The sequence below is a fragment of the Microbispora sp. NPDC046933 genome (assembly GCF_040644635.1).
GTDB lineage: Bacteria > Actinomycetota > Actinomycetes > Streptosporangiales > Streptosporangiaceae > Microbispora.
Genome location: NZ_JBEYWW010000054.1, coordinates 13,822 through 37,814 on the forward strand (window position 1 = coordinate 13,822; position 23,993 = coordinate 37,814).

At 71.2% G+C, this 23,993-nt stretch carries 20 protein-coding genes; 14 read left to right on the forward strand and 6 right to left on the reverse strand.

The window, feature by feature from the left end:
• From ABZ857_RS41045 to ABZ857_RS41060, 4 genes are read left to right on the forward strand one after another with little or no spacing between them, the layout of a single operon-like run.
• Positions 1 to 990: an ABC transporter permease gene (locus ABZ857_RS41045; RefSeq protein ID WP_357055302.1), complete on the forward strand. Its 990-nt coding sequence runs from the start codon at positions 1 to 3 to the stop codon at positions 988 to 990.
• On the forward strand, positions 987 to 2,921 hold the full coding sequence (locus tag ABZ857_RS41050; protein ID WP_357055304.1) for a dipeptide/oligopeptide/nickel ABC transporter permease/ATP-binding protein: 1,935 nt from the start codon (positions 987 to 989) through the stop codon (positions 2,919 to 2,921). Before ABZ857_RS41045 ends, ABZ857_RS41050 begins: the two co-directional genes overlap by 4 nt.
• Positions 2,921 to 3,736, forward strand: a complete 816-nt coding sequence (locus ABZ857_RS41055; protein ID WP_357055306.1) for an ATP-binding cassette domain-containing protein — start codon at positions 2,921 to 2,923, stop codon at positions 3,734 to 3,736. Before ABZ857_RS41050 ends, ABZ857_RS41055 begins: the two co-directional genes overlap by 1 nt.
• Entirely contained in the window at positions 3,736 to 4,911 is a 1,176-nt protein-coding gene (locus ABZ857_RS41060) for a M20 family metallopeptidase (RefSeq protein ID WP_357055309.1), read from the forward strand. The genes ABZ857_RS41055 and ABZ857_RS41060 overlap by 1 nt, the downstream gene beginning before the upstream one ends.
• Before the next feature lie 98 nt (positions 4,912 to 5,009).
• On the opposite strand, the gene ABZ857_RS41065 is transcribed toward ABZ857_RS41060, so the two are convergent.
• On the reverse strand, positions 5,010 to 6,485 hold the full coding sequence (locus tag ABZ857_RS41065; RefSeq protein WP_357055312.1) for a hypothetical protein: 1,476 nt from the start codon (positions 6,483 to 6,485) through the stop codon (positions 5,010 to 5,012).
• Positions 6,486 to 6,643: 158 nt separating this feature from the next.
• Between ABZ857_RS41065 and ABZ857_RS41070 the strand changes: the two genes are divergently transcribed.
• The 3 genes from ABZ857_RS41070 (at position 6,644) to ABZ857_RS41080 (ending at position 10,582) form a co-directional block, all read left to right on the forward strand.
• Complete coding sequence (locus ABZ857_RS41070) at positions 6,644 to 8,083, forward strand: hypothetical protein (RefSeq protein WP_357055315.1); 1,440 nt, start codon at positions 6,644 to 6,646, stop codon at positions 8,081 to 8,083.
• A gap of 79 nt (positions 8,084 to 8,162) precedes the next feature.
• Positions 8,163 to 9,368, forward strand: a complete 1,206-nt coding sequence (locus ABZ857_RS41075; RefSeq protein ID WP_357055318.1) for an amidohydrolase family protein — start codon at positions 8,163 to 8,165, stop codon at positions 9,366 to 9,368.
• 8 nt (positions 9,369 to 9,376) lie between these two features.
• Positions 9,377 to 10,582: a M20 family metallopeptidase gene (locus ABZ857_RS41080; protein ID WP_357055321.1), complete on the forward strand. Its 1,206-nt coding sequence runs from the start codon at positions 9,377 to 9,379 to the stop codon at positions 10,580 to 10,582.
• Positions 10,583 to 10,661: 79 nt separating this feature from the next.
• Here ABZ857_RS41080 and hisC read toward each other — a convergent pair whose 3' ends face one another.
• Both hisC and ABZ857_RS41090 read right to left on the reverse strand, forming a co-directional pair.
• Positions 10,662 to 11,732 carry a histidinol-phosphate transaminase gene (hisC, locus tag ABZ857_RS41085; RefSeq protein WP_357055324.1) on the reverse strand — a complete coding sequence of 357 codons (1,071 nt, stop codon included), beginning with the start codon at positions 11,730 to 11,732 and terminating at the stop codon, positions 10,662 to 10,664.
• A 118-nt stretch (positions 11,733 to 11,850) separates the two neighbouring features.
• The gene (locus ABZ857_RS41090) at positions 11,851 to 12,576 is read right to left on the reverse strand and encodes an FCD domain-containing protein (protein WP_357055327.1); all 726 of its coding nucleotides are present in this window, start codon (positions 12,574 to 12,576) and stop codon (positions 11,851 to 11,853) included.
• 174 nt (positions 12,577 to 12,750) lie between these two features.
• Here ABZ857_RS41090 and ABZ857_RS41095 point away from each other — a divergent pair, with 174 nt between their 5' ends.
• From ABZ857_RS41095 to ABZ857_RS41125, 7 genes are all read left to right on the forward strand, one after another.
• The gene (locus ABZ857_RS41095; protein WP_357055330.1) at positions 12,751 to 12,951 is read left to right on the forward strand and encodes a hypothetical protein; all 201 of its coding nucleotides are present in this window, start codon (positions 12,751 to 12,753) and stop codon (positions 12,949 to 12,951) included.
• Positions 12,952 to 12,969: 18 nt separating this feature from the next.
• Positions 12,970 to 14,607 (forward strand): thiamine pyrophosphate-dependent enzyme, encoded by a 1,638-nt coding sequence (locus ABZ857_RS41100; RefSeq protein WP_357055333.1) that lies wholly within the window; start codon positions 12,970 to 12,972, stop codon positions 14,605 to 14,607.
• Entirely contained in the window at positions 14,604 to 16,046 is a 1,443-nt protein-coding gene (locus ABZ857_RS41105; protein ID WP_357055336.1) for an aldehyde dehydrogenase family protein, read from the forward strand. Before ABZ857_RS41100 ends, ABZ857_RS41105 begins: the two co-directional genes overlap by 4 nt.
• Before the next feature lie 91 nt (positions 16,047 to 16,137).
• Positions 16,138 to 17,283 (forward strand): ABC transporter ATP-binding protein, encoded by a 1,146-nt coding sequence (locus ABZ857_RS41110; RefSeq protein ID WP_357055339.1) that lies wholly within the window; start codon positions 16,138 to 16,140, stop codon positions 17,281 to 17,283.
• A complete protein-coding gene (locus tag ABZ857_RS41115) occupies positions 17,280 to 19,046 on the forward strand; it encodes an iron ABC transporter permease (protein WP_357055342.1) in 1,767 nt (588 codons plus the stop codon). The genes ABZ857_RS41110 and ABZ857_RS41115 overlap by 4 nt, the downstream gene beginning before the upstream one ends.
• Positions 19,043 to 20,146, forward strand: a complete 1,104-nt coding sequence (locus ABZ857_RS41120) for an ABC transporter substrate-binding protein (protein WP_357055345.1) — start codon at positions 19,043 to 19,045, stop codon at positions 20,144 to 20,146. The genes ABZ857_RS41115 and ABZ857_RS41120 overlap by 4 nt, the downstream gene beginning before the upstream one ends.
• Positions 20,147 to 20,394: 248 nt before the next feature.
• Positions 20,395 to 21,111, forward strand: coding sequence for an FCD domain-containing protein (locus tag ABZ857_RS41125; RefSeq protein ID WP_357055348.1), 717 nt, complete (start codon positions 20,395 to 20,397; stop codon positions 21,109 to 21,111).
• Here ABZ857_RS41125 and ABZ857_RS41130 read toward each other — a convergent pair.
• The 3 genes from ABZ857_RS41130 to ABZ857_RS41140 are packed head-to-tail and all read right to left on the reverse strand — an operon-like array spanning position 21,078 to position 23,848.
• Positions 21,078 to 21,632, reverse strand: a complete 555-nt coding sequence (locus ABZ857_RS41130) for a hypothetical protein (RefSeq protein WP_357055351.1) — start codon at positions 21,630 to 21,632, stop codon at positions 21,078 to 21,080. The two genes, ABZ857_RS41125 and ABZ857_RS41130, sit on opposite strands and share 34 nt — an antisense overlap.
• Positions 21,625 to 22,863 (reverse strand): aromatic ring-hydroxylating dioxygenase subunit alpha, encoded by a 1,239-nt coding sequence (locus ABZ857_RS41135; protein ID WP_357055354.1) that lies wholly within the window; start codon positions 22,861 to 22,863, stop codon positions 21,625 to 21,627. Before ABZ857_RS41135 ends, ABZ857_RS41130 begins: the two co-directional genes overlap by 8 nt.
• Positions 22,856 to 23,848 (reverse strand): PDR/VanB family oxidoreductase, encoded by a 993-nt coding sequence (locus ABZ857_RS41140; protein WP_357055357.1) that lies wholly within the window; start codon positions 23,846 to 23,848, stop codon positions 22,856 to 22,858. The genes ABZ857_RS41135 and ABZ857_RS41140 overlap by 8 nt, the downstream gene beginning before the upstream one ends.
• Positions 23,849 to 23,993: the final 145 nt, after the last annotated feature.

Genomic DNA, 23,993 nt, shown 5'->3' on the forward strand with positions numbered 1-23,993 from the left:
ATGACGCACTCGACATCCGCGTCCGGTGGCCGCCGCGGCGGCCACCGGTGGCTCGGCTTCCTTCTGCGCCGCACGGCACGCATGCTCGTCGCGATGTGGGTGATCATCACGGTCGCGTTCCTCGTGCTGCGGATGGCGGGAGGCGATCCCGTCCGTGCCGCGCTCGGCGCGACCGCCGACGCGAGCGTGGTGCAGGCCCGAAGGGAGCAGCTCGGCCTGAACGATCCCCTCATCCTGCAGTACTTCGACTATCTCGCGGGTCTGTTCCGCGGCGATCTCGGCGCCTCGATCATCACGGGCCGCTCCGTCACCGAGCTCGTCTCCTACCGGTTGCCCGCGACGCTCGAACTCGCGGGCATCGCCTTCGTCGTCGTGCTGCTCGTCGCCGTCCCCGTGGGCCTCGCCATCGCGATCATCACCCAGGGCAACGGCCGCCGCGGCGCCGAGACGGTCTTCACGGGGGTCACGGGCTTCATCGCCGCGATCCCCGAATACCTCCTGGGTGTGGTCCTCGTCATCGTCTTCGCCATCACGCTGCACGCGTTCCCGGTCGCCGGGCGCACGGGCCCGGCGTCGTACGTGCTGCCCGTGATCGCCCTGTCGGTGTCGGCGGCCGCGTCCATCTCACGCATCGCCCGTATCGAGGCACTCAACACGCTCAAAGACGACTACATGCGCACGGCGCGCTCGAAGCGGCTTCCCGCCTGGATGGTCTACTTCCGGCACGCCCTGCCGAACATGCTCACCGCGACGCTCACGATCGGCGGGACGCTGCTCGGGACGATGATCGCGGGCAGCGTGCTCGTCGAGCAGGTGTTCAACTGGCCGGGGCTCGGAATGGCTTTCGTCGGAGCCATCACCACGAAGGACTACGGCATCGTCCAGGGCCTCGCGCTCGTGTACGCCGCGATCATCCTCGTCGTCAACCTGCTCGTCGACCTCGTGCTCTCCCTGCTCGACCGGCGCACCTCGCTCCTGGAGACCTCATGACGACCCGCCGTTCCGGGCTGTTGCGGCAGCCGATGGCGATCATTGCCGTGTGCATGCTCGGGGTGCTCGTCCTGCTCGCCGTGCTTGCTCCGGTCCTGTGGGGCGAGGAGGCCGTGGCGGCGAATCCCGACGCCATCGCGCTGCCCCCGTCCGCCGAGCACCTGCTCGGCACCGACAAGCTCGGCCGCGACATCCTCCTGCGCACACTCGTGGCCGCGCGGCTTTCGCTGGTGATGGCCGTCGCGGCGACACTCATGGGCGTGTGCGCCGGCCTGGTGCTCGGAGCCCTGCCCGCGGTGCTCGGCGCTCGCGCCCAGCGTTGGTTCGCGAGCGTCGTCAGCACGTGGCTCGCGTTCCCCGTGCTCCTCGTGGCCATGCTCACGGTGATCCTCCTCGGGCCGGGGGCCACGACCGCGGTGGTCGCCCTCGCGCTCACGATGACACCGTCGTTCGCGCGTCTCGCGCAGACGCTCTCCTCACGCGTCGGCGGCTCCGAGTACCTCGCCGCCGCGCGCATGCTCGGTGTCTCCCGGCGGCGCCAGTTCACGCGGTACGTGCTTCCGAACATCGCCGAGCCCGTCATCGTCAACGTGACCACCTCGATCGGAGGCGGCCTGCTCGCGCTGTCCAGCCTGAGCTTCCTCGGCGTCGGCGTGCAGCCGCCGGACTTCGACTGGGGCCGCCTTCTCAGCGAGGGATTCGGTCAGGTGTACAACTCGCCGGTCGCCGCCATCGGCCCCGGTGTCGCCGTCGTGTTCGCCGGCCTCGCGTTCAGCATGCTCGGTGAGTCGCTCGCCGCGCAGCTGCGCAACCGTGAGCACCGGAAGGCGTTGCCGCCTCGCCGGCTCGGTCCGGCGCCGGTCGCCGAGGTGCCGGCGCAGACGCCGTCCACGACCGGGGCCGAGAACGCGGAGACGGTCGTCCCGCTCCTCGAGGTCGAAGGACTCTCGGTGTCCTTTCCCGGGCCGGACGGCTGGATCCGCCCCGTCCAGGACGTCTCCTTCCGCATCGCCCCGGGTGAGATCGTGGGCGTGGTCGGCGAGTCCGGCAGCGGCAAGAGCGTCACCATGATGTCGGTGGCGCGGCTCGCCCCGGCGGGTGCGGCGGTGACCGCCCGACGGCTCCGTTTCGACGGCGAGGACCTGACCGGGCTCACGCCCGCGGAGGGGGGCAAGGTGCTCGGGACCCGCGTCGGCGTGGTGTTCCAGGACTCTCTCACGGCGCTCAACCCCGCCCTGCGCGTCGGCACCCAGCTCGCCGAGATCCCGCGCGTCCACGGTGGCGCCGGCCGTAGGCAGGCGCATGAGAGGGCGGTTCGCGCGCTCGACGACGTGCGGATCCCCGATGCCGCGCAGCGCGCCCAGCAGTTCCCGCACGAGTTCTCGGGAGGGATGCGCCAGCGCGCGCTCATCGCGATGTCGCAGATCGGCTCGCCGTCGCTCATCATCGCCGACGAGCCCACCACGGCGCTCGACGTGACCGTCCAACGGCGGGTGCTCGCGCTCCTGCGCCGCGAGTGCGCCGAGTCCGGCGCGGCCGCCATCGTCGTGTCGCACGACGTCGCCGTCCTGGCCGAGCTCTGCCAGCGAATTCTCGTGATGTACGCCGGCCGCATCGTCGAGGACGTCGACATCGCACTCCTGGCGACCCCGGAGCGGCTCGCGCATCCGTACACGAGGGCGCTCGCGGCCTCGCTTCCGGACCTCGACACCGATCGGACCAAGCCGCTGGTGACGATCCCCGGGGAGCCGCCGGACCTGTCGCGTCCCATAACGGGGTGCGCCTTCGCCGCCCGCTGCGCGTTCGCCACCGACCGCTGCCGGACCGAGACCCCCGTCCTGGCTCCGCACCGCCACGGCGGCCGGGTCGCGTGCCGGCATCCGCAGGACGCGGTCGCACCTGACACGGCACCTGAGGAGGTGGGAGCCTGATGGCCGAGCTCGTCATCGAGGATCTGGTCGTGACCTTCGGTCACCGTCACCGGGCCTTCAACGCCGTCGACGGGGTTTCGCTGACCGTGCCGCACGGCACGATCGTGGGCCTGGTCGGAGAGTCCGGGTCGGGCAAGTCCACCGTCGCGCGCACGGTCGCCGGGCTGCAGCGGGCGACTTCCGGGCGCATCACGCTCGACGGCGACGACCTGCTGCGTACGCGCGGCGTCGACCGCCGCCGCCGGGCGCGGGACGTGCAGATGATTTTCCAGGACCCCTACTCGTCGCTGAACCCGCGCATGACGGTCGGCGAGACGATCGAGGAGGCCCTGGCCACGCACGGTGACCTCGACGCGAAGCAGCGGGCCGCAAGCGTTCGCGAACTGCTCGATCTCGTGCGCCTGAAGCCGGCGGTCGCCGACCAGTACCCGTCACAGATGTCGGGCGGGATGCGGCAGCGCGTGGCCATCGCGCGGTGCCTCGCCGTGCGTCCGCGGCTCATCGTCGCCGACGAGATCACTTCGGCGCTCGACGCCTCGGTCCAGGGCGCGGTGCTCAACCTCATCCGCGACCTGCAGCGCGAGCTCGAACTTTCGATGATCTTCATTACCCACAACCTCGCCGCCGTCCGCTACATCGCCGACACCACCGCGGTGATGAGCCGCGGACGCGTGGTCGAGCACGGTGACGCGGAGGAGATCGTGGCGAATCCGCGGCAGCCGTACACCCGGGCACTCGTGTCGGCGATCCCGCGGATCGAGAACGCGGGCACCGATCACCTGCTGCGATTCGCCGACACGGACGGTCTCCGTTGATGCGCGAGGACGCCGGCCGGATCCTGCCCGAGCTCGTCCGCCTGCGCCGCGAGCTCCACGCCGACCCCGAGCTCGGCCTGAGGCTGCCGAGGACGCAGCGGCGGGTCATCGCCGCGCTGGCGGACCTCGACCTCGAGGTCACGCTCGGCACGGAGCTGGACTCGGTCGTGGCGGTGCTGCGGGGCGGCCGTCCCGGGCCGGTCGTGCTGCTGCGTGCCGACATGGACGCGTTGCCCATGCGCGAGGAGGCCGACCTGCCGTACCGGGCGCGCGGAGACGCGATGCACGCGTGCGGGCACGACCTCCACGTGGCCGGACTCGTCGGCGCCGCGAGGCTCCTGCACGGGCGGCGGGAAAGGCTCGCCGGCGACGTCGTGTTCATGTTCCAGCCCGGGGAGGAGCTCGGAGACGGCGCCGCTCGCATGATCGCCGAGGGGGTGCTCGACGCGGCCGGGGCGCGCCCCGTCGCGGCCTACGGCATCCACGTGGTGCCGGGGGAGTTCGGCGTCTTCTCGACACGTCCCGGACCGCTCATGGCCGGATGCGCCGAGCTGGATGTCGTCGTCCGGGGCCGGGGCGGCCACGCGTCCGCCCCGCACCTCACGATCGATCCCGTGCCCGCCGCCGCCGAACTCGTCCTGGCGCTCCAGACGTTCGTGACGCGGCGGTTCGACGTCTTCGACCCCGTCGTGCTCACCACCACGCAACTGCAGGCGGGCGGAGCGGCCCGCAACATCATCACCGACGAGGCCAGGCTCGGCGCGACGATCCGCATGCTGTCCGCGGATGCGCTCGACCGGCTGCAGGCCGAGCTTCCCGGGCTGGTCAGAGGCGTCGCCGCCGCCCACGGGTGTGCCGCCGACGTCGAGGTCCGCGTGCTGTGCCCCCCGACGGTGAACGATCCCGCCCTCACGACCGGCGCGCTGGCCACGCTGTCGGCGACCTTCGGTGACGGGCGCGTCCGCGTCTCGCCCGCTCCCGTCATGGGATCCGAGGACTTCAGCTACGTCCTGCGCGAGGTGCCCGGGGTCTTCGTCTTCCTCCGCGCGACACCGCGCGACATCGATCACGAGACGGCGGCGCCGAACCATTCGCCCCATGTCGTCTTCGACGACGCCGTGCTCGCCGACCAGGCCGTCGCGCTCGCGTCGCTGGCGCTGCGGCACCTCGGCTGAATCTTCGGACGTCGTCGGCACTCTGATGGCGCGCCAGGCGGTCAGCGAGCCGCGGTGCTCACGCTCGCGCGGCTCGCTCCGCCTCGCGCGTCAGGTCGTCAGGAAGGGTCGACCGGCCGGTGGGCGGTCGACCGGGCGTAGAAGCCGGCGAGGTCGGCCTTCATCTTCGCCACGACGACCTCGTCGACGAACGTCATGTGGCCCGACTCGTAGAAGCGGAACTCGACGTTTTCGCGCAGGTGCGGGGCGAGATACAGCTTGGCGATGTCGACTTCGGCGCCGAAGAACGGGGTCGCGAGGTCGTAGACGCCGCCCATCACCGCGACCCGCAGGTTCGGGTTGCGGCGCATCGCCGCCGAGAGGTCGAGGCTGACGACGGGCACCGGCATCGGTTCGTCGATGCCGGGGGCCTTGTGGTGCCAGTCCCAGGCGCGCGAGATCACCATGTTGTACAGGTGGCGGTAGTGCAGGTCGCTCGTGTAACCGAGATCGCCGGCGATGTGCTCCCGGAACGCCGACAGGTGCGCGCTGTTCACACCGGCGGTCGCCGCGTCGTCGGTCGCGGGATCGTGCGAGCCGGTGCCGACCACGTACTGGTGATCGGCGACGAAGCGGGTGTCGAAGCGGCCGACGACCCGGCCCTTGTCGCCGAGGAGGGCGTAGCGGAACGGCTCCATGCCGATGCGGAAGCGGCGCTGCCGCACGAGGTCGGCATCGAGGCCGGTGAACGCGCTGAACCGTTCGGCGACCGCCTGCTCGCGATCGGCGGGGAGCCGGTCGCCGAGCTGGAGCGCGGTCGCGTATTCGGTCTGCGCGAACTCGCGCGCCTCGTCGAGCACCTGCTCGATGCTCGTCGCGCCGATGCGGGACCGGCCGTGATACCAGGCGGTCGCGGCGAACGAAGGCAGGAGGTTGATGTGCTCCTGGTCGAGGCCGAGGTGGTTTTCCGCCCAGTTGAGCATGGTCGAGAGCAGCACGACGCCGTTGAAGTCGAGTCCCTGGTTCTGCAGCCGGTGCACGAGCGCGGCCGCCCGGGTCGTGCCGTACGACTCGCCGAAGAGGAACCGGGGGGCGTTCCAGTTGTTCGTGAGGGTGAGGTAGCGGGTGATCGCGCGGGCGAACGCGTCGACGTCCTGGTCGACACCCCAGACCTCCGCGGCCGACGTGTCGCCGAGCAGGCGGGAGTAGCCGGTGCCGGGAGCGTCCAGGAAGACGAGATCGCTGTACTCGAGCAGGCTGTGCGGGTTGTCGCCGACGGTGTACGGCGGGGGCGGGGTCGCGGACGGCGTCGCGGTCGGCGTTCTCTTCGGCCCGAATCCGCCGATGTTGAGCCACAGGCTCGCCGAGCCGGGTCCGCCGTTGAAGAGGAAGGTGATCGGCCGCCTCGTGGCGCCTTCCTCGCGGAGGGCGGAGTACGCGACGTAGAACATGCTCGTCCTCGGACGCCCGTCGTCGTCCTGGACGAGGACGGTTCCCACGGCCGCCGTGTAGTCAAGCGTGCGCTCGCCGAATCGGATCGTGTGCCGGGTCTCGACGCGTTCCTCCGCGTCGATCGCGGCTCCGGGATCGGTCATCCTGCTCCAATCAATATATAGATTATTGCGATTAGCCTAGCGGAACGCTCCGCGATGCCCCTTCGCCCGACGTGTGGGGCCAGGTCGCTTTCGAGCCCCCGGCGCTGTTGACACCTGTAACTTGCGTTTCATATGATCATAAATGATTATAACCATTTATGCGATGGCTTCGCGAGGACCACGACATGCCCCAGCACTACACGAGCCGGCACTCCGCGGTGATCCGCGACGCCTCGATCGACTTCACGGCGGAGGCGGGTCGCGTCTCGATCTCCGACGAGTCGGGGCGCACGCTCGGCGACGCGTGGACATTCGCGTACATCCGGGACGAGGCAGAGGTGGAGCGGCCTGTTCTCTTCCTCTTCAACGGCGGGCCGGGCTGTTCCTCCCTGTGGCTCCACCTCGGTGGGCTCGGCCCCTGGCGCGCCGCGGTTCCCCGCGAGCTCGACGCCGCGCCCGTCGTGCGGGACACGCTGGAGCCGAGCCCCGACGCCCTCGTCGACACCGCCGACCTGGTGTTCGTCGACCCGATCGACACCGGCTTCGGCCGGCTCGCCGACGGCGTCGAACCCGCCGCGATCTCGAGCGTCGACCGTGACGCCGGGATAACCGCGCAGATCGTACGGTCGTGGCTGGAGCGTCACAACCGGCTCGAATCACCCGTCTACCTGCTCGGCGAGAGCTACGGCACGATCCGGGCGGCACTCACCGCCACAGCCCTTCTCACCGCCGACGAGCCGGTCGCGGTCTCCGGCGTCGCCATGCTCGGCCAGTGCGTGAACGCGCAGGAGACCACGCAGCGTCCCGGCAACCCGGTCGGGTTCATCGCCGCCCTCCCGCTGCTCGCCGCCACCGCGTGGTACCACGGGAAGAGCGCCCACGGCGCGCTCACTCTGGACGAGGTGGTGCGCCGGGCGCATGCGTTCGCCGTGGACGAGTACGCGGCGGCGCTGCTCACCGGCGAGATGCCCGGCCCGGTCGTCGAGCGGCTGGCGGGCTTCACCGGACTCGGCGCCGAGGAACTCCGGGCGCGCCGCCTCCGCGTCGACAAGGAGGAGTTCCGCACGCTGCTCCTCGCCGACCGAGGGCTCGTGCTCGGGCTGACCGACGCGCGTTACACCTTGCCCGCCCCGGCCGGCGCGGGCGAGCCGCACGTCGACGCCGCGTCCGTCCGACTCGATCCCGTCTTCTACGCCGCCGCACGGCGACTGTTCACCGAGCACCTGGGTATTCCCCGCAAGCGCCGCTACCGTGTCGCCGTCGCCGCTCACGAACGCTGGAACTACCTCGAGAACGCCGCCGTCGGACGGTTCGGCGGCAGCGCGATGCCCTCGCCCTTCGCGATGTTCGACTACCCGGCGCACCTCGCGGCGCTGCTCCGTGCCAACGCCGGCGCGCGCCTGTTCTTCGGCACCGGATACTTCGACACCCTGACGACCGTCGGCTCGCTCGAGCACCTGCGCTCGCAGTACGGGCTGCCGGCCGCGCGCCTGCGCGAGGGGCGTTATCCGGCCGGACACATGATGTACACCGATCCCCACAGCTTGGCCGCGCTGTCGGACGACCTCAGGGCCTTCGTCCGCGAGGGAACAGCATGATCGGCGTCGCGGGCGCCGGCATCCACACGCTCGCGCGGCGGACATCCGCGCTCGGCAACGGCAGGGAAGGGAAGTGAGCATGGCGGAGGTCGCATTCGTCGGTGGACGCGTGGTGACCGGCACCGGTCGCGTCATCGACCGCGGCACGGTCCTGGTGCGAAACGGCGTCATCGAACGCGTCGACGAGGATCCACGCGTCCCCGAGGGCGTCCCCGTCGTCGAGGCGGGCGGGCGCTGGGTGCTCCCCGGGTTCGTCGACGCGCACACCCACATCGGCGCCCACGAGGACGGCGAGGGGCCCGCCGGCGCGGACGCCAGCGAGGTCAGCGCACCCGACATGTCCGCCGTGCGTGCCATCGACGCCGTCAACATCGAGGACCGCGCCTTCCGGGACGCGCTCGCGGGCGGAGTCACGACCGTCGTCGTGAAGCCCGGATCGGGCAACCCGATCGGCGGGACGAGCGTGGCGATGAAGACCTGGGGCGGCCGGACCGTCGACGAGCAGGTCGTGAAGCATCCGGTCGGGGTGAAGTCGGCCCTGGGCGAGAACCCCAAGAACGCCTGGGGGGAGCGCGGCCAGCTGCCGCGCACGCGGCTCGGCGTCGCGCTGGTCATCCGCAGGGCGCTCATCGCGGCGGGCGAGTACGCCGCCCGGCGGGCCGGCGCCCGGGAGAAGGGCGAGTTCTTCGCCCGCGACCTCGGCAAGGAGGCGCTCGCCGCCGCGCTGGCGGGCGACCTCGTGTGGGACCAGCACGCGCACCGCCACGACGACATCGCGACCGCGCTGCGGATCGCCGGCGAGTTCGACCTTCGCCTCGTGCTCAACCACGGCACCGAGGCCCACCGGCTCGCCGCCGAGCTGGCCGAACGCGACGTGCCCGTCATCTTCGGTCCGGTGCTCACCACCCGGGGCAAGGTCGAGACCCGCGAGGCGTCCGTGGGCAATCTCGTCGCGCTGAGGCGCGCCGGCGTCCGCACCGCCATCTGCACCGATCATCCGGTGGTGCCGATCGACGCTCTCGTCCTGCAGGCGGCCGTCGCCAGAAGAGCCGGACTGACCTGGGACGAGGCGATCGCGGCGATCAGCTCGGCCGCGGCCGAGATCGCCGGACTCGACGAGCGGGTCGGCGCCCTCGAACCCGGCCGCGACGGCGACGTCGTCGTGTGGAGCGGAGACCCGCTCGAGATCGGCTCGACCGTCGAGCGCGTGCACATCCTCGGACGCGAGGTCTACCGGGTCGAGAACGGCGCGCTGATCGTGGCGGATCGGTGGGCGGGGCGATGAGCAGGGCGATGAGCGCGTCCACGCCCGAGTCGCTGCGCGCGGACGCCGCCGGACTCGCCGAAGGTCTCGTCGCGCTTCGACGCCGCCTGCATCGCGACCCCGAGGTGGGCTTCGACCTGCCGCGCACCCAGGCGGCGATCGTCGAGGCCCTCAAGCCGCTCGACCTCGACATCCGCCTGGGTGAGCGCCTCAGTTCCGTGACCGCCGTCCTCCGCGGGGACCGGCCCGGCCCCTCGGTGCTGCTGCGGGCGGACATGGACGCGCTCGCGATCCATGAGGAGACCGGTCTGGAGTTCGCCTCGCGGAACGGTGCGATGCACGCCTGCGGTCACGATCTGCACGTCGCCGGCCTGGTCGGTGCGGCGCGGCTGCTCGCGGCTCGGCGGTCCGAGATCCGCGGTTCCGTCGTCTTCATGTTCCAGCCAGGAGAAGAAGCCGGCGGGGGCGCCCCCCTGATGATCGAGGAGGGAGTTCTCGAGGCGGCCGGGCAGCGCGTCGAGGCGGCGTACGGCATCCACGTCCTCCCCGGTGCGCCCGGCACGTTCTCCACGCGTCCCGGTCCGCTCATGGGCGGGGCGAACGTGCTGCGCGTGCGGGTCGCCGGACGCGGCGGACACGGTTCGCGCCCGCACGAGGCGGTGGACCCGGTGCCGGTGCTCGCGGAGATCGTGCTCGCGCTGCAGTCGTACGTCACCCGTCGCGTCTCCGTGTTCGATCCGGTCGTCATCTCAGTGGCGAAGCTCTCGGCGGGTGAGGTGCTGAACGCCATTCCGGATCACGCCGAGCTCGGCGGGACGGTGCGCACCATGTCGAAGGCGTCGTCCGAACGCCTGGCCACGGAGTTGCCCGCACTCGCGGCGCGTATCGCGGAGGCCCATGGCTGCCGCGCCGAGACGGAGTTCGAGATCGTCTACCCGGTCACCGTCAACGACGCGGAGCGTGCGGAAAGCGCCCTGCGGACGCTGACCGAGACCTTCGGGGCCGACCGCGTGCAGCGGCTCGAGTCGCCCGTGATGGCCTCGGAGGACTTCTCGTTCGTGCTCGACGAGGTGCCCGGAGCCTTCGTGTTCCTGGGGGCGACGCCCTCCCACGTCGACCCGGCGCAGGCCGAGATGAACCACTCTCCTCGCGCGCTCTTCGACGACGGCGTGCTCGCCGACCAGGCCGCGGCACTGGCCGCGCTCGCGCTGCGACACCTCGCGGCCCGGGACTGAGCGCCCCCGGCCTGTCGACCGCCCGCTGCGCACCTGCGGCGCCGACGCGGCAGACCGCCGCCGCGTCGGCGCCGCAGAATCAGGACCGGCGCAGCAGTTCGGCGGCGAGGGTGAGGAAGCGGTCGTTCTCCTCGGTCGTGCCGATGGTGACGCGCAGCCCGTCCGTGCCGTACGCCCGGAGGATCACTCCGCGCTCCTCGAACGCGGCGGCCATGGCGGGGCCGTCCGGCATCGGCATGAACACGAAGTTGGCCTGGCTGGGCGCGACGGACACGCCCAGGCGGATCAGTTCGTCGGTCACACGGGTGCGCTCCTCGACGACGTGCGCGATGCGCCGCTTGAGTTCGACGTCGGCCTCGGGGGTCAGCGCGGCGAGGGCGCCGGCCTGGGCCAGGGTGGAGACCGAGAATCCGACGATCGCCTTCCTGATCAGCTCCGCCGTCTCCGGCCGGGTCACGCAGTATCCCACCCGCAGCCCGGCGAGGCCGTACGCCTTGGAGAACGTGCGCAGCACGGCGAGGTTGGGCCGCTCGCCGACGAGGTCGACGCCGCACGGCGAGCTGGGGTCGGTGACGAAGTCCCAGTAGGCCTCGTCCAGCACGAGCAGCACGTCATCGGGCAGCGCGTCGAGCAGCCGGTTCAGCTCGGTGCGGGACACCACCGTGCCGGTCGGGTTGTTCGGGTTGCACACGATCACCATCCGGGTCCGGTCGGTCACCGCCGCCGTCATCGCGGCCAGGTCGTGCCCGTACCGGTTGTCCAGCGGGACGGTGACCCCGGTCGCCCCCGAGACCGCGGTCACGATCGGGTAGCTCTCGAAGGCCCGCCACGCGTAGAGGATCTCGTCGCCGGGACCGGCCATGACCGAGGCCAGGACCTGGAGCAGCGCGCCGGAGCCGTTGTCCACGACCACCTGCGACGGATCCACGCCATGCCGCCTCGCCAGCGCCTCGGTCAACTCCACGCGGTGGAAGTCGGGGTAGCGGTTCAGTGTGGCGGCGGCCCGTGAGATCGCGTCCAGCACGGTCGGCAGCGGCCCGAACGGCATCTCGTTCGAAGAGAGCTTGACCTGGGGACGGCCCGCCGTAGGAGCCCGGCCCGGCTTGTAGGCGACCAATCCGTCGATGGCGGCACGGTGCTTGACGGTCATCTCACTCCTCTTAGGACAGGACCAAATCACGTAAATCTATATAATGATTTTGTTCGAGTCGCAAGACGCGGAAGGGGCCGGCGCCCGTCCGGCGCCGGCCCCTTCCGGGTGCCCGAGATCAGCGGTCGTCGCGCGTCAGCCCGCGATGGCGCAGGGCCATGGCCTCGGCGCCGCGCTGGTCGCCCCGGATGACCGCCTCGACCAGATCGACGTGCACCTGGAGCCGGTCGGCCGAGCCCTTGCGGAAGTCCTCCGCGGTTATGGCGGAGGACAGGTCTCTGCTGATGTAGTCGACCAGCCGGGTGTACATGGTGCGCAGCAGGACGTTGGGGGAGATCAGGGCGAGCCGGCGGTGCAGGTCCCAGTTGCAGCGCTGGGCTTCGGCCGCGTCCGGCCAGGACCGCCGCAGCTGCTCGACCATCCCGGCCAGCTCGTCGATGTCCTGTTCGGTGCGGTGGGCGGCCGCGTCGAGCGCCACCTCCTGGTCGAGCACGTCCAGGACGGCCAGGCAGTGCTTCACCGACGCGCCGTCGGCGCCGAGTTGCAGCATGTCGTGACCGAGCCGGACCAGTGGGGACTGCTCGGCGACGAAGATGCCGCCGCCCGGCCCCGGGCGCACGTCCAGCACGCCGCGCAGCCGCAGTACGCGGATCGCCTCGGCCAGCGTCGCGGGTGCGACTCCGAACTGCTGGCGGAGCTCGTCCTTGGTGCCCAGGCGGTGGCCCGGCGCGAGGTGGTTGCGGCGGATCGCGTTTTCGAGGCGCTCGACCAGCGTCTCGGCGATCGACGACCGCGCGTCGCTGCGGTCGAAGGTCACCTGGGTGACCGCGTCTGCGTCGTACATTCCGGCTTCTCTCTGGGACGGCGACCCGTCAACTGTAGATCGTTCGCCGTGCCGTCGGGGCGTCGTTCACGCGTCCTCGATCCATAGAAACCATACAAATGGTTGACACTCTCCCTCAACGGCCATAACCATATACATGATTTACGAGGTCGGCTCGGTCGGAAGAGGTGTGCGGTGGGCTCGATCGTCCTCGCGACGGGGAGCCGCGCGTCCCGCGAACTCCCGGACCTCATCCGCCGGGCACGGCGCCCCCGAGGTGGTGCTGGAACCTTCGGGCCTCACTCGGTGCTCACCGAGGCCGAGCGTGTCGCCGGGGACACGATGGTCCCCCGCGTCTCCCGCTGCCGTTCGCCCCGCCTGGTCCTCGACCGCTGAACTTCCCTAAGGAGATACATGGACATGACGGGCGGCGAGGCTCTCGCCCGTTCGCTGGCGGCCAACGGCGTCAGCCAGGTATTCGGCATCCCCGGCGTGCAACTCGACCACGCCGCGGACGCGCTCTACCACGCGAGCGACGACATCGCCTTCACCTGCGTGCGTAACGAGCAGGCGGCCACCTACATGGCCGACGGCTACGCACGCTCCACCGGCCGGGCCGGCGTCGCGATGGTGGTGCCGGGGCCGGGCATGCTGAACGGCCTGGCCGGCCTGGCCACCGCGTACGCCTGCTCCTCACCGCTGCTCTACATCTGCGGCCAGATCGACTCGGCGGCGATCGGCAGAGGACTCGGCGCGCTGCACGAGATCCCCGACCAGAGCGGCATCCTGCGTACGCTCACCAAGTGGAGCGGCCTGGCGGAGCGTCCGGAGGACATCCCGGGCCTGGTCCACCGCGCCTTCGCCGAGATGCGCTCGGGGCGGCCCCGCCCGGTCGGGTTGGAGATCCCCCCGGACGTGCTCGCCGCGCGGGCCGACGTCCAGATCCCCGGCGCCGCGCCGCACGCGCCCGCCGTCCCGGACCAGAAGCTGATCGACGCCGTGGCCGAGCTGCTGCGCGGCTCCCGGCGGCCGGTGATCTACGCGGGTGGCGGTGTGATCGCCGCCGACGCATCCGAGGAGCTGCGCGAGCTGGCGGAGATCCTGCACGCGCCGGTCGTGGTGAGCGAGAACGGCCGCGGCGCGATCTCCGCCCGGCACCCGCTCGCGTTCGACGCGCTCGCGTTCCGCCGGCTGCGCGAGGACGCCGACGTCGTGCTCGCGGTCGGCACCCGCTTCGTGACCGCGTTCAGCTCCCAGGTGAACACGGCCGGGGCCCGGCTGGTCCTGATCAACGCGGAGGCGGCGGACCTCGGCGAGCCCCGCACCCCCGACCTCGCCGTGCACGGCGACGCCCGGCTGGCCCTCGCCGCGCTGGCCGAGGAACTGCGCGGCGTGGACCGCGAGTCCCGCACGGCCGAGTTCGACGCGGCGCGGGACTGGCTGGAGGAGCAGTACGCCGACATCGCCCCGCAACGGGCCTACCTGCGGGCGATCCGGGCCGCACTGCCGGACGAGGGCGTCCTGGTCAGCGAACTGACCCAGGTCGGCTATGTCGCCAACGTCGCCTTCCCGGTCTACCGGCCGCGGACTTATCTGACCCCGGGATACCAGGGCACGCTGGGGTACGGTTTCGCCACCGCGCTCGGCGCGAAGGCGGCCGATCCGGACCGCCCGGTCGTGTCCATCACCGGTGACGGCGGCTTCTCCTGGACGCTGCAGGAACTGTCCACCGCGAAGAAGTACGGCCTGGCCACGGTCACAGTGGTCTTCAACGACGGCTTCTTCGGCAACGTCCGGCGAATTCAGAAGAACCGCTTCGGCGCCCGCTACTTCGCCACCGACCTGGTCAACCCCGACTACGCCAAGCTCGCCGACTCCTTCGGCATCGCCGCCGCCCGGGCGACCGGCCCCGATGAGCTGGAGGCGGTGCTGAAGGAGGCGCTGGCCGCCGACGAGCCCGTGCTCGTCGACGCACCCGTCGGGGAGTTCCCCGGCCCCTGGCACCTGATCCACGAGGGCGTGCCGCGCCCCGAACCGCTGGAGAAGCCATGATCGAGCGCAACGACCTGCTGATCGGCGGCGAGTGGACCGCCGCGCGCGGCGACACCCTCGGCACCCCGGGCACGATCGACGTGGTCGACCCGGCCACCGACCAGGTGGTGGGACGTGTTCCGATCGCGTCGGCCGAGGACGTCGACGCCGCGGTCCGGGCCGCCGCCGCGGCGTTCCCGGCCTGGTCGCAGGTGCCGATGACGGACCGGGTCGCGCTGGTCGAGCGGATCAGGGACGGCGTCGCGGAGCGGCGGGAGGAACTGGCCGGGCTGCTCACGCTCGAAATGGGGACGCCCATCACGTTCGCCAGGCAGGCGCAGCTCGGCGTCGCGCTGGCCGACCTCGACGAGATCGTCAAGGCCGGACGCCGCTACGCCGCCGAGGAGGTCGTCGGCGGCGCCCTGGTCGTACGCGAGCCCGCCGGCGTGGTCGCCGCGATCACCCCGTGGAACTTCCCGCTGCACCAGATCGCGCTCAAGGTGGGCGCGGCCCTGGTGGCCGGGTGCACGGTCGTGCTGAAGCCGAGCGAGCTGACCCCGCTGGACGCCTACGTCTTCGCCGAGATCGTGCAGGCCGCCGGGGCGCCCGACGGCGTGTTCAACCTGGTGCCGGGGGACGGGCCGGTCACCGGGGAGGCGCTCGTCGCGCATCCCCTGGTGGACGTGGTCACCCTGACCGGATCCGTCCGGGCTGGAGCGCGGGTGGCCGAGCTGGCCGCCCGTACGATCAAGAAGGTCACGCTGGAACTCGGCGGGAAGTCGGCCGGAATCGTGCTCGACGACGCCGACCTCGCGTCCGTCGTCCCGCAGGCGGTCGGCGGGTGCTTCGCGAACGCGGGGCAGATCTGCGCCGCGCTGACCCGGCTGCTCGTCCCCGCACACCTGCTGGAGGAGGTCGAGCGGCTGGCGATCGAGGCGGCGTCCGGGTGGGTGCCCGGGCCGCCGTCCGACCCGGCCACCAGAATCGGCCCGCAGGCGTCGCGGCGGCAGCAGCGGATCGTCCAGGACTACATCCGCGCCGGGATCGCGGAGGGCGCGCGGCTCATCGTGGGCGGCCAGGAGACAGCGGGGCCGGGCGCGTACGTCTCCCCGACGATCTTCTCCGGGGTGCGCCCGGAGATGACGATCGCACGTGAGGAGATCTTCGGCCCGGTCCTTTCGATCATGAGCTACGCCACGGAGGACGAGGCGGTCGCCATCGCCAACGACTCCGACTACGGGTTGTCGGGTGGCGTGTGGTCGGCGGACACGGACAGGGCACTGGCGGTGGCCCGCCGCCTGCGCACCGGGATGGTGAGCATCAACGGGGCGGGACTCAACGTCGCGGCGCCCTTCGGCGGCTACAAGCGGTCGGGCGTCGGCCGCGAGTGCGGACGCTACGGCATCGAGGAGTTCCTGGAGACCAAGACCGTGGTCGGCATGCCCGCGGGCGCCGCCTGAAGCGTCACCGCTCCGTGACGGGTCCCATCGCGGTTCTCGGACAGGGCCGCGACATCAGAACAGTCATCTCTTTGGTTTGGTTGGAGCCGGCATGGCAGAAGTGCGGATCACCGGACTGGTGAAGCGCTTCGGGGACGTCACCGCGGTACGGGACGTCGAGCTGACGATCTCCGACGGCGAGTTCCTGACGCTGCTCGGTCCGAGCGGCTGCGGCAAGACGACCACGCTACGCTGCCTCGCCGGGCTGGAGACGCCGACCGGAGGCGAGATCGCCATCGGAGGCGACACCGTCTACTCCGCCGCGCGCGGCTTATGCGTGCCGCCGGAGCGGCGCCGCGTGGGGATGGTGTTCCAGAGCTACGCGCTCTGGCCACACCTGACGGCCGGCGCCAACGTCGGCTACCCGCTCCGCGCCGCCCGGATGGCGGCGGCCGAGCGCAGGGCGAGGGTGGCCGAGATGCTGGAGGCGGTCGGCCTGGCCGACTTCGCCGGGCGCTACCCGGGTGAGCTGTCCGGCGGGCAGCAGCAGCGGATCGCGCTCGCCAGGGCGATGGCCGCACACCCCCGGCTCATGCTCTTCGACGAGCCGCTGTCGAACCTCGACGCCAAGCTGCGGGTCGGCATGCGCACCGCGATCCGCCGGCTCCAGCGGGAGATCGGCACCACCGCCGTCTACGTCACACACGACCAGGAAGAGGCGATGGCGCTCTCGGACCGGGTCGTGGTGATGAGCGAGTCGGTGATACAGCAGGAGGGCACGCCCCGTGAGGTCTACACACGCCCGGCCAACCGGTTCGTCGCGGACTTCATGGGCTTCGAGAACATCTTCGACGGGACCGTGGGCGAGGCGGACGCCACGGGGTTCGCCTTCCACCCGTCCACCGGCGGGCCGCCCCTGAGGGTCGCCGGGCCGCCGCCGGGCCCGTCCGGTTCCGCCGTCGAGGTCGCCGTACGGGCCGCCCACGTGCGGATGGTCCCGGAAGGGGCGGCGGGCGAGGAGCCCGGCGTGCGCCGGGCCGTGGTCCGCGACGCCGTCTACCTCGGCGGGCGGACCGAGCTGACGGTGGACGCGGAGGGGCTGCCGATCACCGTGTCCGTGCCGCACGGACACGGCACCGGGCATGAGGACGACGCAGTCCGGGTTCCCCGCGCCGGGGAGCGGATCGCGGTCACGCTGAGCGCCGGGCACGCCGTGGTGCTCGGGAGGGCCCCGATCCCGGCCGGAGCGAGCGCATGACCGCCGGTGGCCGCGCGCCCGCCGGGGCGGCGCCGTACGCCGGCGTGCCGCGCGGCCTCCCCGCCCGCCTGGTCGCGCGGGCGCGGGGGATCGGCCCGGGCGCGTGGGCGCTGGCGGCGCTCTGCACGGTGCTCTTCGTGTGGCCGGTCTCGATGATCGTGGTCGCCGCCTTCCACGACGGCCTGATCAGCGACCCGGGCGGGACGTGGACGGCCGGACCTCTGGTCGAGACGCTCACCGACCCCGGCACGCTCGCCGTGCTCGGCCAGTCGGTCCTTCTCGCGGGCGTCGTGTCGGTGCTGTCGATGCTGGTCGCGGCGGTCTTCGCCTGGATGGTCGCCCGCACCGACGTGCCGCTGCGCGGGCTGGTGACGCCGTTGATGCTGCTCACCATGGTCAGCCCGAACCTGTTCTTCGCGATCTCCTGGGACATGCTCGGCAACCCGCGGGTGGGCCTCATCAACCAGGTCGTCATGGCGATGACCGGGGCGGAGCGAGGGCCGATCGACATCACGTCGTGGCCCGGCCTGATCTTCGTGTGTGTGCTCAAGGCGGTCGGGTTCAACTACTTCCTGATCCTCGCGCCGTTCCTCGCGATGGACCGGTCGATGGAGGAGGCGTCGCTGGTCTCGGGGATGGGAAAGATCCGCACGTTCTTCCGGGTCCACGTGCCGCTGCTCGCCCCCGCGCTGCTGGGAGCGCTGCTGCTGGCGTTCGTGAGTTTCCTGGAGGCGTTCGACTTCCCGCAGATCATCGGGCTCCCCGCGGGGATCCGGGTGTTCTCCACCGAGATCTACCGCTACATCAGCGGTGACGCCGGTGGCCGGTACGCCGAGGCCAGCAGCCTCGCGCTGGTGCTCATGGTGATCATCGTGGTGCTGATCGCGGTGCAGTCGCGGGTGCTGGGCAGGAGGCGCTACACCACGATGAGCGGCAAGTCCTACCGCACGGAGCGATGGTCGCTCGGTCCTGTGCGCTGGCTGGGCACGGCGATGATCGTGCTGCACGCGCTGCTCGCCCTGGTGTTGCCGCTGATCCAGCTCTACATCGGCAGCTTCCAGTCCTTCTTCGGGCTCTACGACAACTGGACGCTCGACAACTACCGCAGGGTGCTCGACGACCCGGACACGGTCAGCGCGATCACCACCACCTTCGGCCTGGCCCTCGTCGGAGGGTTCGCGACCATGCTCCTGTGCGTGGTGCTCGCCTGGGTGGTCAGGACGCGGCCCGGCCTGCTCAGCCGCTACATGGCCGGCGCGCTCTGGGTGACCGTCACGGTGCCCGGGATCGTGCTCGGGATGGGGATCATGTGGTCGTTCCTCTCGGTCCCCGGCCTGAACCAGCTGTACGCCACCGTCTGGATCATGCTGATCGGCCTGGTCATCGCAGCGGTCCCGGTCGCGGTACGCACCGCGGAGGGTTCGGTCGCGCAGATCCCGGCGGAGTTCGAGGAGGCCGCCAGGGTTTCCGGAGCCGGTCGTGTCCGCGCCTTCCTCGGCCTGATCCTGCGCCTGCTCATCCCCAGCTTCGGGTACGGCTGGCTGGTCGCGGCCATCCTCATCTCCGGCAACCTCGCCGTCCCGCTTCTGCTGGCCTCGCCCGACGTCGCGACCGTGGCGATCGAGGTCCTCAACCTGAACCGATCGGGGGACACCGCCACCGCGGCCGCCCTGTTCGGGTTGCTGCTCGCCGTTTGGGGAGTGCTTGCCGTACTCGCTCTGTCGGCCCGCGCGTTGGGCCGGCGCCTCAAGGAGAACCGATGAAGCACCTGTTCAGGGCGGCCTGCGTGCTGGCCGCCGCGGTCTCGCTCTCGCTGACGGCGGCCTGCGGCGGATCCGCCGGCACGTCCGTCGGAGCCGACGGGCTCGACCTCGCGCCGCTGAAGGTGGACGCGGCCACGGCCGCCCACCTGAAGGACCTCTACACCAAGGCCACGACCAGTGGTGACACCAAGATCGTCGGATACATGCAGGGCTGGGAGCAGTACCAGAAGGTGTGGGACGCCTTCGAGAAGCGCTTCCCCGGGATCACCACCAAGGGCCTGGCGGTCAACGGGCCCGAGCTGACGACCAAGCTGTCCGCCGAGCGCTCCTCGGGCAAGCACGTCGGCAGTCTGCTCGGCGGTCCCGACTTCCAGCGCAAGGACGTGCTGAAGCCACTGGACCTGCCGACGGCCAAGACGCTGGATGCCGCCTACCGCGAGGACTCGGGCATCTTCTACGCGCCGACGACCACGGTCTGGGGCATCGAGTACAACTCGGAGAAGGTGACCGGCGCCGACGTGCCCAGGAAGTGGTCCGATCTGCTGGACCCGAAGTGGAAGGGCCGGATCGTGGCGGGTGACGCCACCACGCCCAGCGCCACCTCCGGCACGCTCATCCGGTTGTACGGCGCGCATGCCATCGACGACGCCTGGCTGGACCGGCTGAAGGCGCAGGACGTCACGTTCAAGTCGTCACTGGAGATCGCCGACCAGGCGGTCGCCCGCGGCGAGTTCGACATCCTGCTCACCACGCTGTCGGACTTCTACTTCCCGTCCAAGAGGAAGGGCGCGCCGATCGGGTTCGCCTTCCCGCTGGAGGACGGGAACGTCTCGACCCCGACCTACTTCGCCGCGCTCAAGGACGGCGCCGCCCCCGAGGCCACCGAGCTGCTCATGAACTGGCTGTTCACGGCGGAGGCGCAGCAGGCGTTCGCCGGGATCGACGCGCTGCCCACGATGCCGGGCGCGCCCGCGGTCCAGGGCCTGGTCCCGCTCGACCAGGTGAAGCTGCTCGACATTCCGGGCCCGGAGGAGATCACCTCCCTCTGGGACCCCATGACCGCCAAGTTCAAGGACGTCTTCGGCTCTCCCAAGGGCTGAGCCGCGCCGTCGAGTCGTGCCCGGCCGGGGCCCGCCACGCCGCGATCGGCGTCCGGACAGGTCAGGGGCGGCCTGCGCGCCGCCCCAGGCCAGAGCGGGTCCCGGCCGAGGAAGGCCGTGTGCCTGGCCGGGAAGATCACTACAACCGGCGCCGCCGAGGCGACCGGCAGGCAGCCGGAAGGCCGGAAACCGTTGTCGGTCCTGTGTCGGCTGCTTGAACGCCACCGGCCTGAGATACTGGATTCACCATGTCTGTTGCACGAGCTGTTCCCCGCCGGCGCTCAGCCGTCGACGCTGTCGCGTCCGAGATCGAAGACGGCATCACCGAGGGACGGCTCCGGGTGGGCAGCAGACTCGGCACCCGCGCGGAGCTCGCCGGCAGATACGGGGTGGCGCCGACGACCATCGCCGAGGTGGTGCGTGTCCTGGAGGCCAAGGGACTGATCACGACCCGCACCGGCCCCCAGGGCGGCGTCTTCGTCGCCCAGCGGACGGCGCAGGCCGTGATCGCCAACGGATTCCTGAACCTCCAGGACGTGACGAGCACCGCGATCGACTGCGTCCGGGTGATCGACGCGCTGGAGCCTGCAGTCGCGCAGGCGGCCGCCGAGCACCGGTCCGCGGCCGACGCCGACGACCTCAACCTGATCCTCGAAAAGCTCCGCACGACATGGAGCGACCGCGTCGAGGGCCTGCGTGCCAACTGGCGGCTGCACCGCCGGATCGCGGAGATCGTGCCCAACCCCGTCCTGAAGACGGTCTACCTCAATCTGCTGGCGTACGTGGAGTCACACGACGACTTCTACGTCGCCGACGACGGCATCCCACCCAACTCCCCGGTCCGGCTGGAGATCCACGAGGAGTTGGTCGCCGCGATCGTCGCGGGGGATCGAACCGCCACCGCGGATGCCGTCCGGCGCCACCAGACCGTCTACGACGACTTCCGGATCGTCGACGCTCCGTGAGAAGGCGCTCTTCGAGCCGCCGTACGGAGGACCGCCTCGTCGATCTCGGAAAGGTCGAGTCCCACGAGGCCCTTGGACGGGTCGACCCGCACGACGACGCCGCCCGGATCGTCGGGCAGCGGGTGCAGGTCGACGACCGGGTCGTCGATCCACACCCAGGGCCGGCCGCCGGCGTACTGCCGGATGGCGGCGAGCTTGTCGAACTGCACCGGCAGGTAGGGCCACGGAGTGGCCGGGAGGCCGAGAACGCCGGCCAGCGCGAGGTGCGCGTTCGGTCCCCACTCGGAGGCCCAGACGATGCTGTAGCGCTGTGCGAGGTGGGCGACGGCCTCGCGGGTGCCCTCGGGCACCTGGACGTCGCGCACCCACTTTCCCCGCGCCGACAGATGCTCGAGCCGAGCCGGGACGTGCGCCTCGCCCTCGAGGACGACGACGCCGTCGACACCGAGCACGGCCAGCGGTGTCCCGTGAGTGACGGCCGCCGGCGTGTACTTGGCCAGGAGCGCGCCAGAGCTAGGCATCCACGAGTCCCTCGGCCAGTGCTTCTTCGTGGGTGAGGAAGAAGTTGCCGCCGGTGATGGTGACGACCTCGTCGGCGGGGTCGCGGATCACGCCGACCGGGTCCTTGCCGGCGGCGACGGCGCGGATCTGCTTGGCCATCATCCGGCGCAGCATCGCCACGCCCTGGTCGGTGGTGGTGAGGTGGTCCTCGGAGTGCAGCGAGATCGGTCCCTGGCTCTTCTGCGCCTCGTAGTCCCCGGGCATGCGCCGGTGCTCCTCCTCGCTGAGCTCGGCCCACGGCTTGCCGCCGAAGGTGGAGCGCAGCTTGGACAGGAAGTCGAGGTCCTCGTGGACCGCGAGGGTGAAGATGCGGAAGGTGGTGTCGTCCTCGGGCACCACCCATCCGATCAGGTTGGTCTGGCCCGGCGTGAGCCGGGGGCTCGGCACGACGCGGAGGTTGGGGAACATCACCTCGGTCCGCCGGCGTAGCGCCCGCTTGCCGTCGAGTTTCCTGATCTGCGTCGAGCGGACCCCGACCGGTGTGTATTCGAACGTGACCTCGGGGATCACGGCCATCTCCGGGGTGAACTGCTCGCCGCTGAACCGCGCGTGCAGGATCGGCACGTGGAAGGGGTCCATGACGTTCTCCCAGTGCTGCAGCCAGTTGAAGTCCAGCACCTCCGGCCCGCCACCGCCGACGCCGGCGTCGTTGACGATGAGATGCAGGCCCTCGGGGATGTTCTCGAAGACGTCGTAGCGGGGCAGAACGGGCTTTTTGTCCGGAGGCCCCATGTAGGCCCACACCAGTCCGTAGCGCTCCTGCACCGGGTACCAGGGCTGGCGGACCTTGTCGCGGTGCTGGCCGAGGTCGGGCTCACACGGCTGTTCCAGGCAGTGCCCCTTCGGATCGAAGACCCAGCCGTGGTAGCAGCAGCGGATGCCGTCCTCTTCCACCCCTCCGTAGTAGAGCGAGGCGCCGCGGTGGATGCATCGAGGATGCAGCAGGGCGGGCTCGCCACGGCCGGTGCGGAAGAGGACGAGCTCCTCGCCCAGGACCTTGACGCGGCGCGGGGTCGTGGTGACCTTCTCGGCCTTCGAGATCGGATGCCAGTAGCGGCGCATCACCTCCCCGTACGGCGTGCCCGGGCCGACCTGGGCGAGCTCGTTCAGCGGCCCGCCGAGTGCCAGCCCATAGGCGGTTCCCGTGTCGGGCACGGCTTCGGCGGCGGGGGTTGTCGTCGCGTCAGACATCGAGTTCCAGCTCCTCTGTCAGGGCCCGCGAGACGCAGACCATCATCGTTTCGTTCTCTTCCTTCTCCGCGTCGGTGAGGATCGAGTCGCGGTGGTCGACCACGCCGTTGAGCACGGCCAGTTCGCAGGTGCCGCAGACGCCTTCGCGGCAGGAGGACGGGACGTCGACGCCGACATCCGCCAGGGCGTCGAGAATGCTCTGGCCTGGTTCGACGGTGACGGACAGCCGCGAGCGCGCGCACCGCACCACGAAGCTCCCCTGGCGCAACGGCTCACTCAACGGCTTGGCCCGGAAGCGCTCCACCCTGACCTCGCGCCCGAGGTCGCGGGCGTGCTGCTCCACCTCGACGAGCATCCGTTCGGGGCCGCAGCAGTAGACGGCCGCCGACGGGTGCGCGTGCGCGACGGCATCGCGCAGGTCGAGGCGCTGTCCCTCGTCCGAGGCGAACACCTGAACGGTCCCGGTGCCGCTGCCGTCGCCGAGCTCGTCGCGGAACGGGATGGCGCGGCGGGAACGGACGGCGAGATGCAGAACCCACGGCCTCCCCTCGGCAGTGGCACGCCGCATCATCGGGAGGAGCGGAGTGATGCCGATGCCGCCCGCGAGGAAGACATAGCGCGGGGCGTCGACGAAGGGGAACGTGCTGCGCGGTGGGCTCACCTTCAGGATCTCGCCGACGCGGAGCCGCTCGTGGACGTGCTTCGACCCGCCGCGGCCGCCCTGATCGAGAGCGACGGTGATCCGGTAGGACGAGCCGTCGGCGGGATCGCCGCTGAGGGAGTACTGCCGGACCAGGCCCGGGGCCAGCTCGACGTCGATGTGAGCGCCCGGCGTCCACGCCGGAAGTGCCGCTCCGTCGTCCGAGCCGAGGATGACGGACACGATCCCCGCGGCTTCCCAGTGCAGAGTGACGACGCGTAGTGCCAGGTACGCCTGTGGTTGTGCTCCGGTCTCCAGCGGCCGGTCGAGCTGCGTCGCCGTCATCGAAGCGGCTCACGAACGAAGAGCCGGTTGAGATCGGCGGGCAGTCCCGTCACGCCCGTTTCGCGTCCGGCAGCGGAGAAGCGTGCCGGCGCCTCGATGGCACTCTGATTCATCCTGTCCTTCCCGTCCAAGGCGGCGGCGCCAC

Excerpts from the sequence above, each read along its gene's own strand:
- ABZ857_RS41115 (WP_357055342.1), top strand. The coding sequence starts at position 17,280 with ATGACCGCCGGTGGCCGCGCGCCCGCCGGGGCGGCGCCGTACGCCGGC.
- ABZ857_RS41045 (WP_357055302.1), top strand. The coding sequence starts at position 1 with ATGACGCACTCGACATCCGCGTCCGGTGGCCGCCGCGGCGGCCACCGG.
- ABZ857_RS41100 (WP_357055333.1), top strand. The coding sequence starts at position 12,970 with ATGGACATGACGGGCGGCGAGGCTCTCGCCCGTTCGCTGGCGGCCAAC.
- ABZ857_RS41130 (WP_357055351.1), bottom strand. The coding sequence starts at position 21,632 with ATGCCTAGCTCTGGCGCGCTCCTGGCCAAGTACACGCCGGCGGCCGTC.
- ABZ857_RS41055 (WP_357055306.1), top strand. The coding sequence starts at position 2,921 with ATGGCCGAGCTCGTCATCGAGGATCTGGTCGTGACCTTCGGTCACCGT.
- ABZ857_RS41060 (WP_357055309.1), top strand. The coding sequence starts at position 3,736 with ATGCGCGAGGACGCCGGCCGGATCCTGCCCGAGCTCGTCCGCCTGCGC.
- ABZ857_RS41125 (WP_357055348.1), top strand. The coding sequence starts at position 20,395 with ATGTCTGTTGCACGAGCTGTTCCCCGCCGGCGCTCAGCCGTCGACGCT.
- ABZ857_RS41050 (WP_357055304.1), top strand. The coding sequence starts at position 987 with ATGACGACCCGCCGTTCCGGGCTGTTGCGGCAGCCGATGGCGATCATT.
- ABZ857_RS41080 (WP_357055321.1), top strand. The coding sequence starts at position 9,377 with ATGAGCGCGTCCACGCCCGAGTCGCTGCGCGCGGACGCCGCCGGACTC.
- ABZ857_RS41075 (WP_357055318.1), top strand. The coding sequence starts at position 8,163 with ATGGCGGAGGTCGCATTCGTCGGTGGACGCGTGGTGACCGGCACCGGT.
- ABZ857_RS41065 (WP_357055312.1), bottom strand. The coding sequence starts at position 6,485 with ATGACCGATCCCGGAGCCGCGATCGACGCGGAGGAACGCGTCGAGACC.
- ABZ857_RS41120 (WP_357055345.1), top strand. The coding sequence starts at position 19,043 with ATGAAGCACCTGTTCAGGGCGGCCTGCGTGCTGGCCGCCGCGGTCTCG.
- ABZ857_RS41110 (WP_357055339.1), top strand. The coding sequence starts at position 16,138 with ATGGCAGAAGTGCGGATCACCGGACTGGTGAAGCGCTTCGGGGACGTC.
- ABZ857_RS41105 (WP_357055336.1), top strand. The coding sequence starts at position 14,604 with ATGATCGAGCGCAACGACCTGCTGATCGGCGGCGAGTGGACCGCCGCG.
- ABZ857_RS41135 (WP_357055354.1), bottom strand. The coding sequence starts at position 22,863 with ATGTCTGACGCGACGACAACCCCCGCCGCCGAAGCCGTGCCCGACACG.
- ABZ857_RS41070 (WP_357055315.1), top strand. The coding sequence starts at position 6,644 with ATGCGATGGCTTCGCGAGGACCACGACATGCCCCAGCACTACACGAGC.
- ABZ857_RS41090 (WP_357055327.1), bottom strand. The coding sequence starts at position 12,576 with ATGTACGACGCAGACGCGGTCACCCAGGTGACCTTCGACCGCAGCGAC.
- ABZ857_RS41140 (WP_357055357.1), bottom strand. The coding sequence starts at position 23,848 with ATGACGGCGACGCAGCTCGACCGGCCGCTGGAGACCGGAGCACAACCA.
- hisC (WP_357055324.1), bottom strand. The coding sequence starts at position 11,732 with ATGACCGTCAAGCACCGTGCCGCCATCGACGGATTGGTCGCCTACAAG.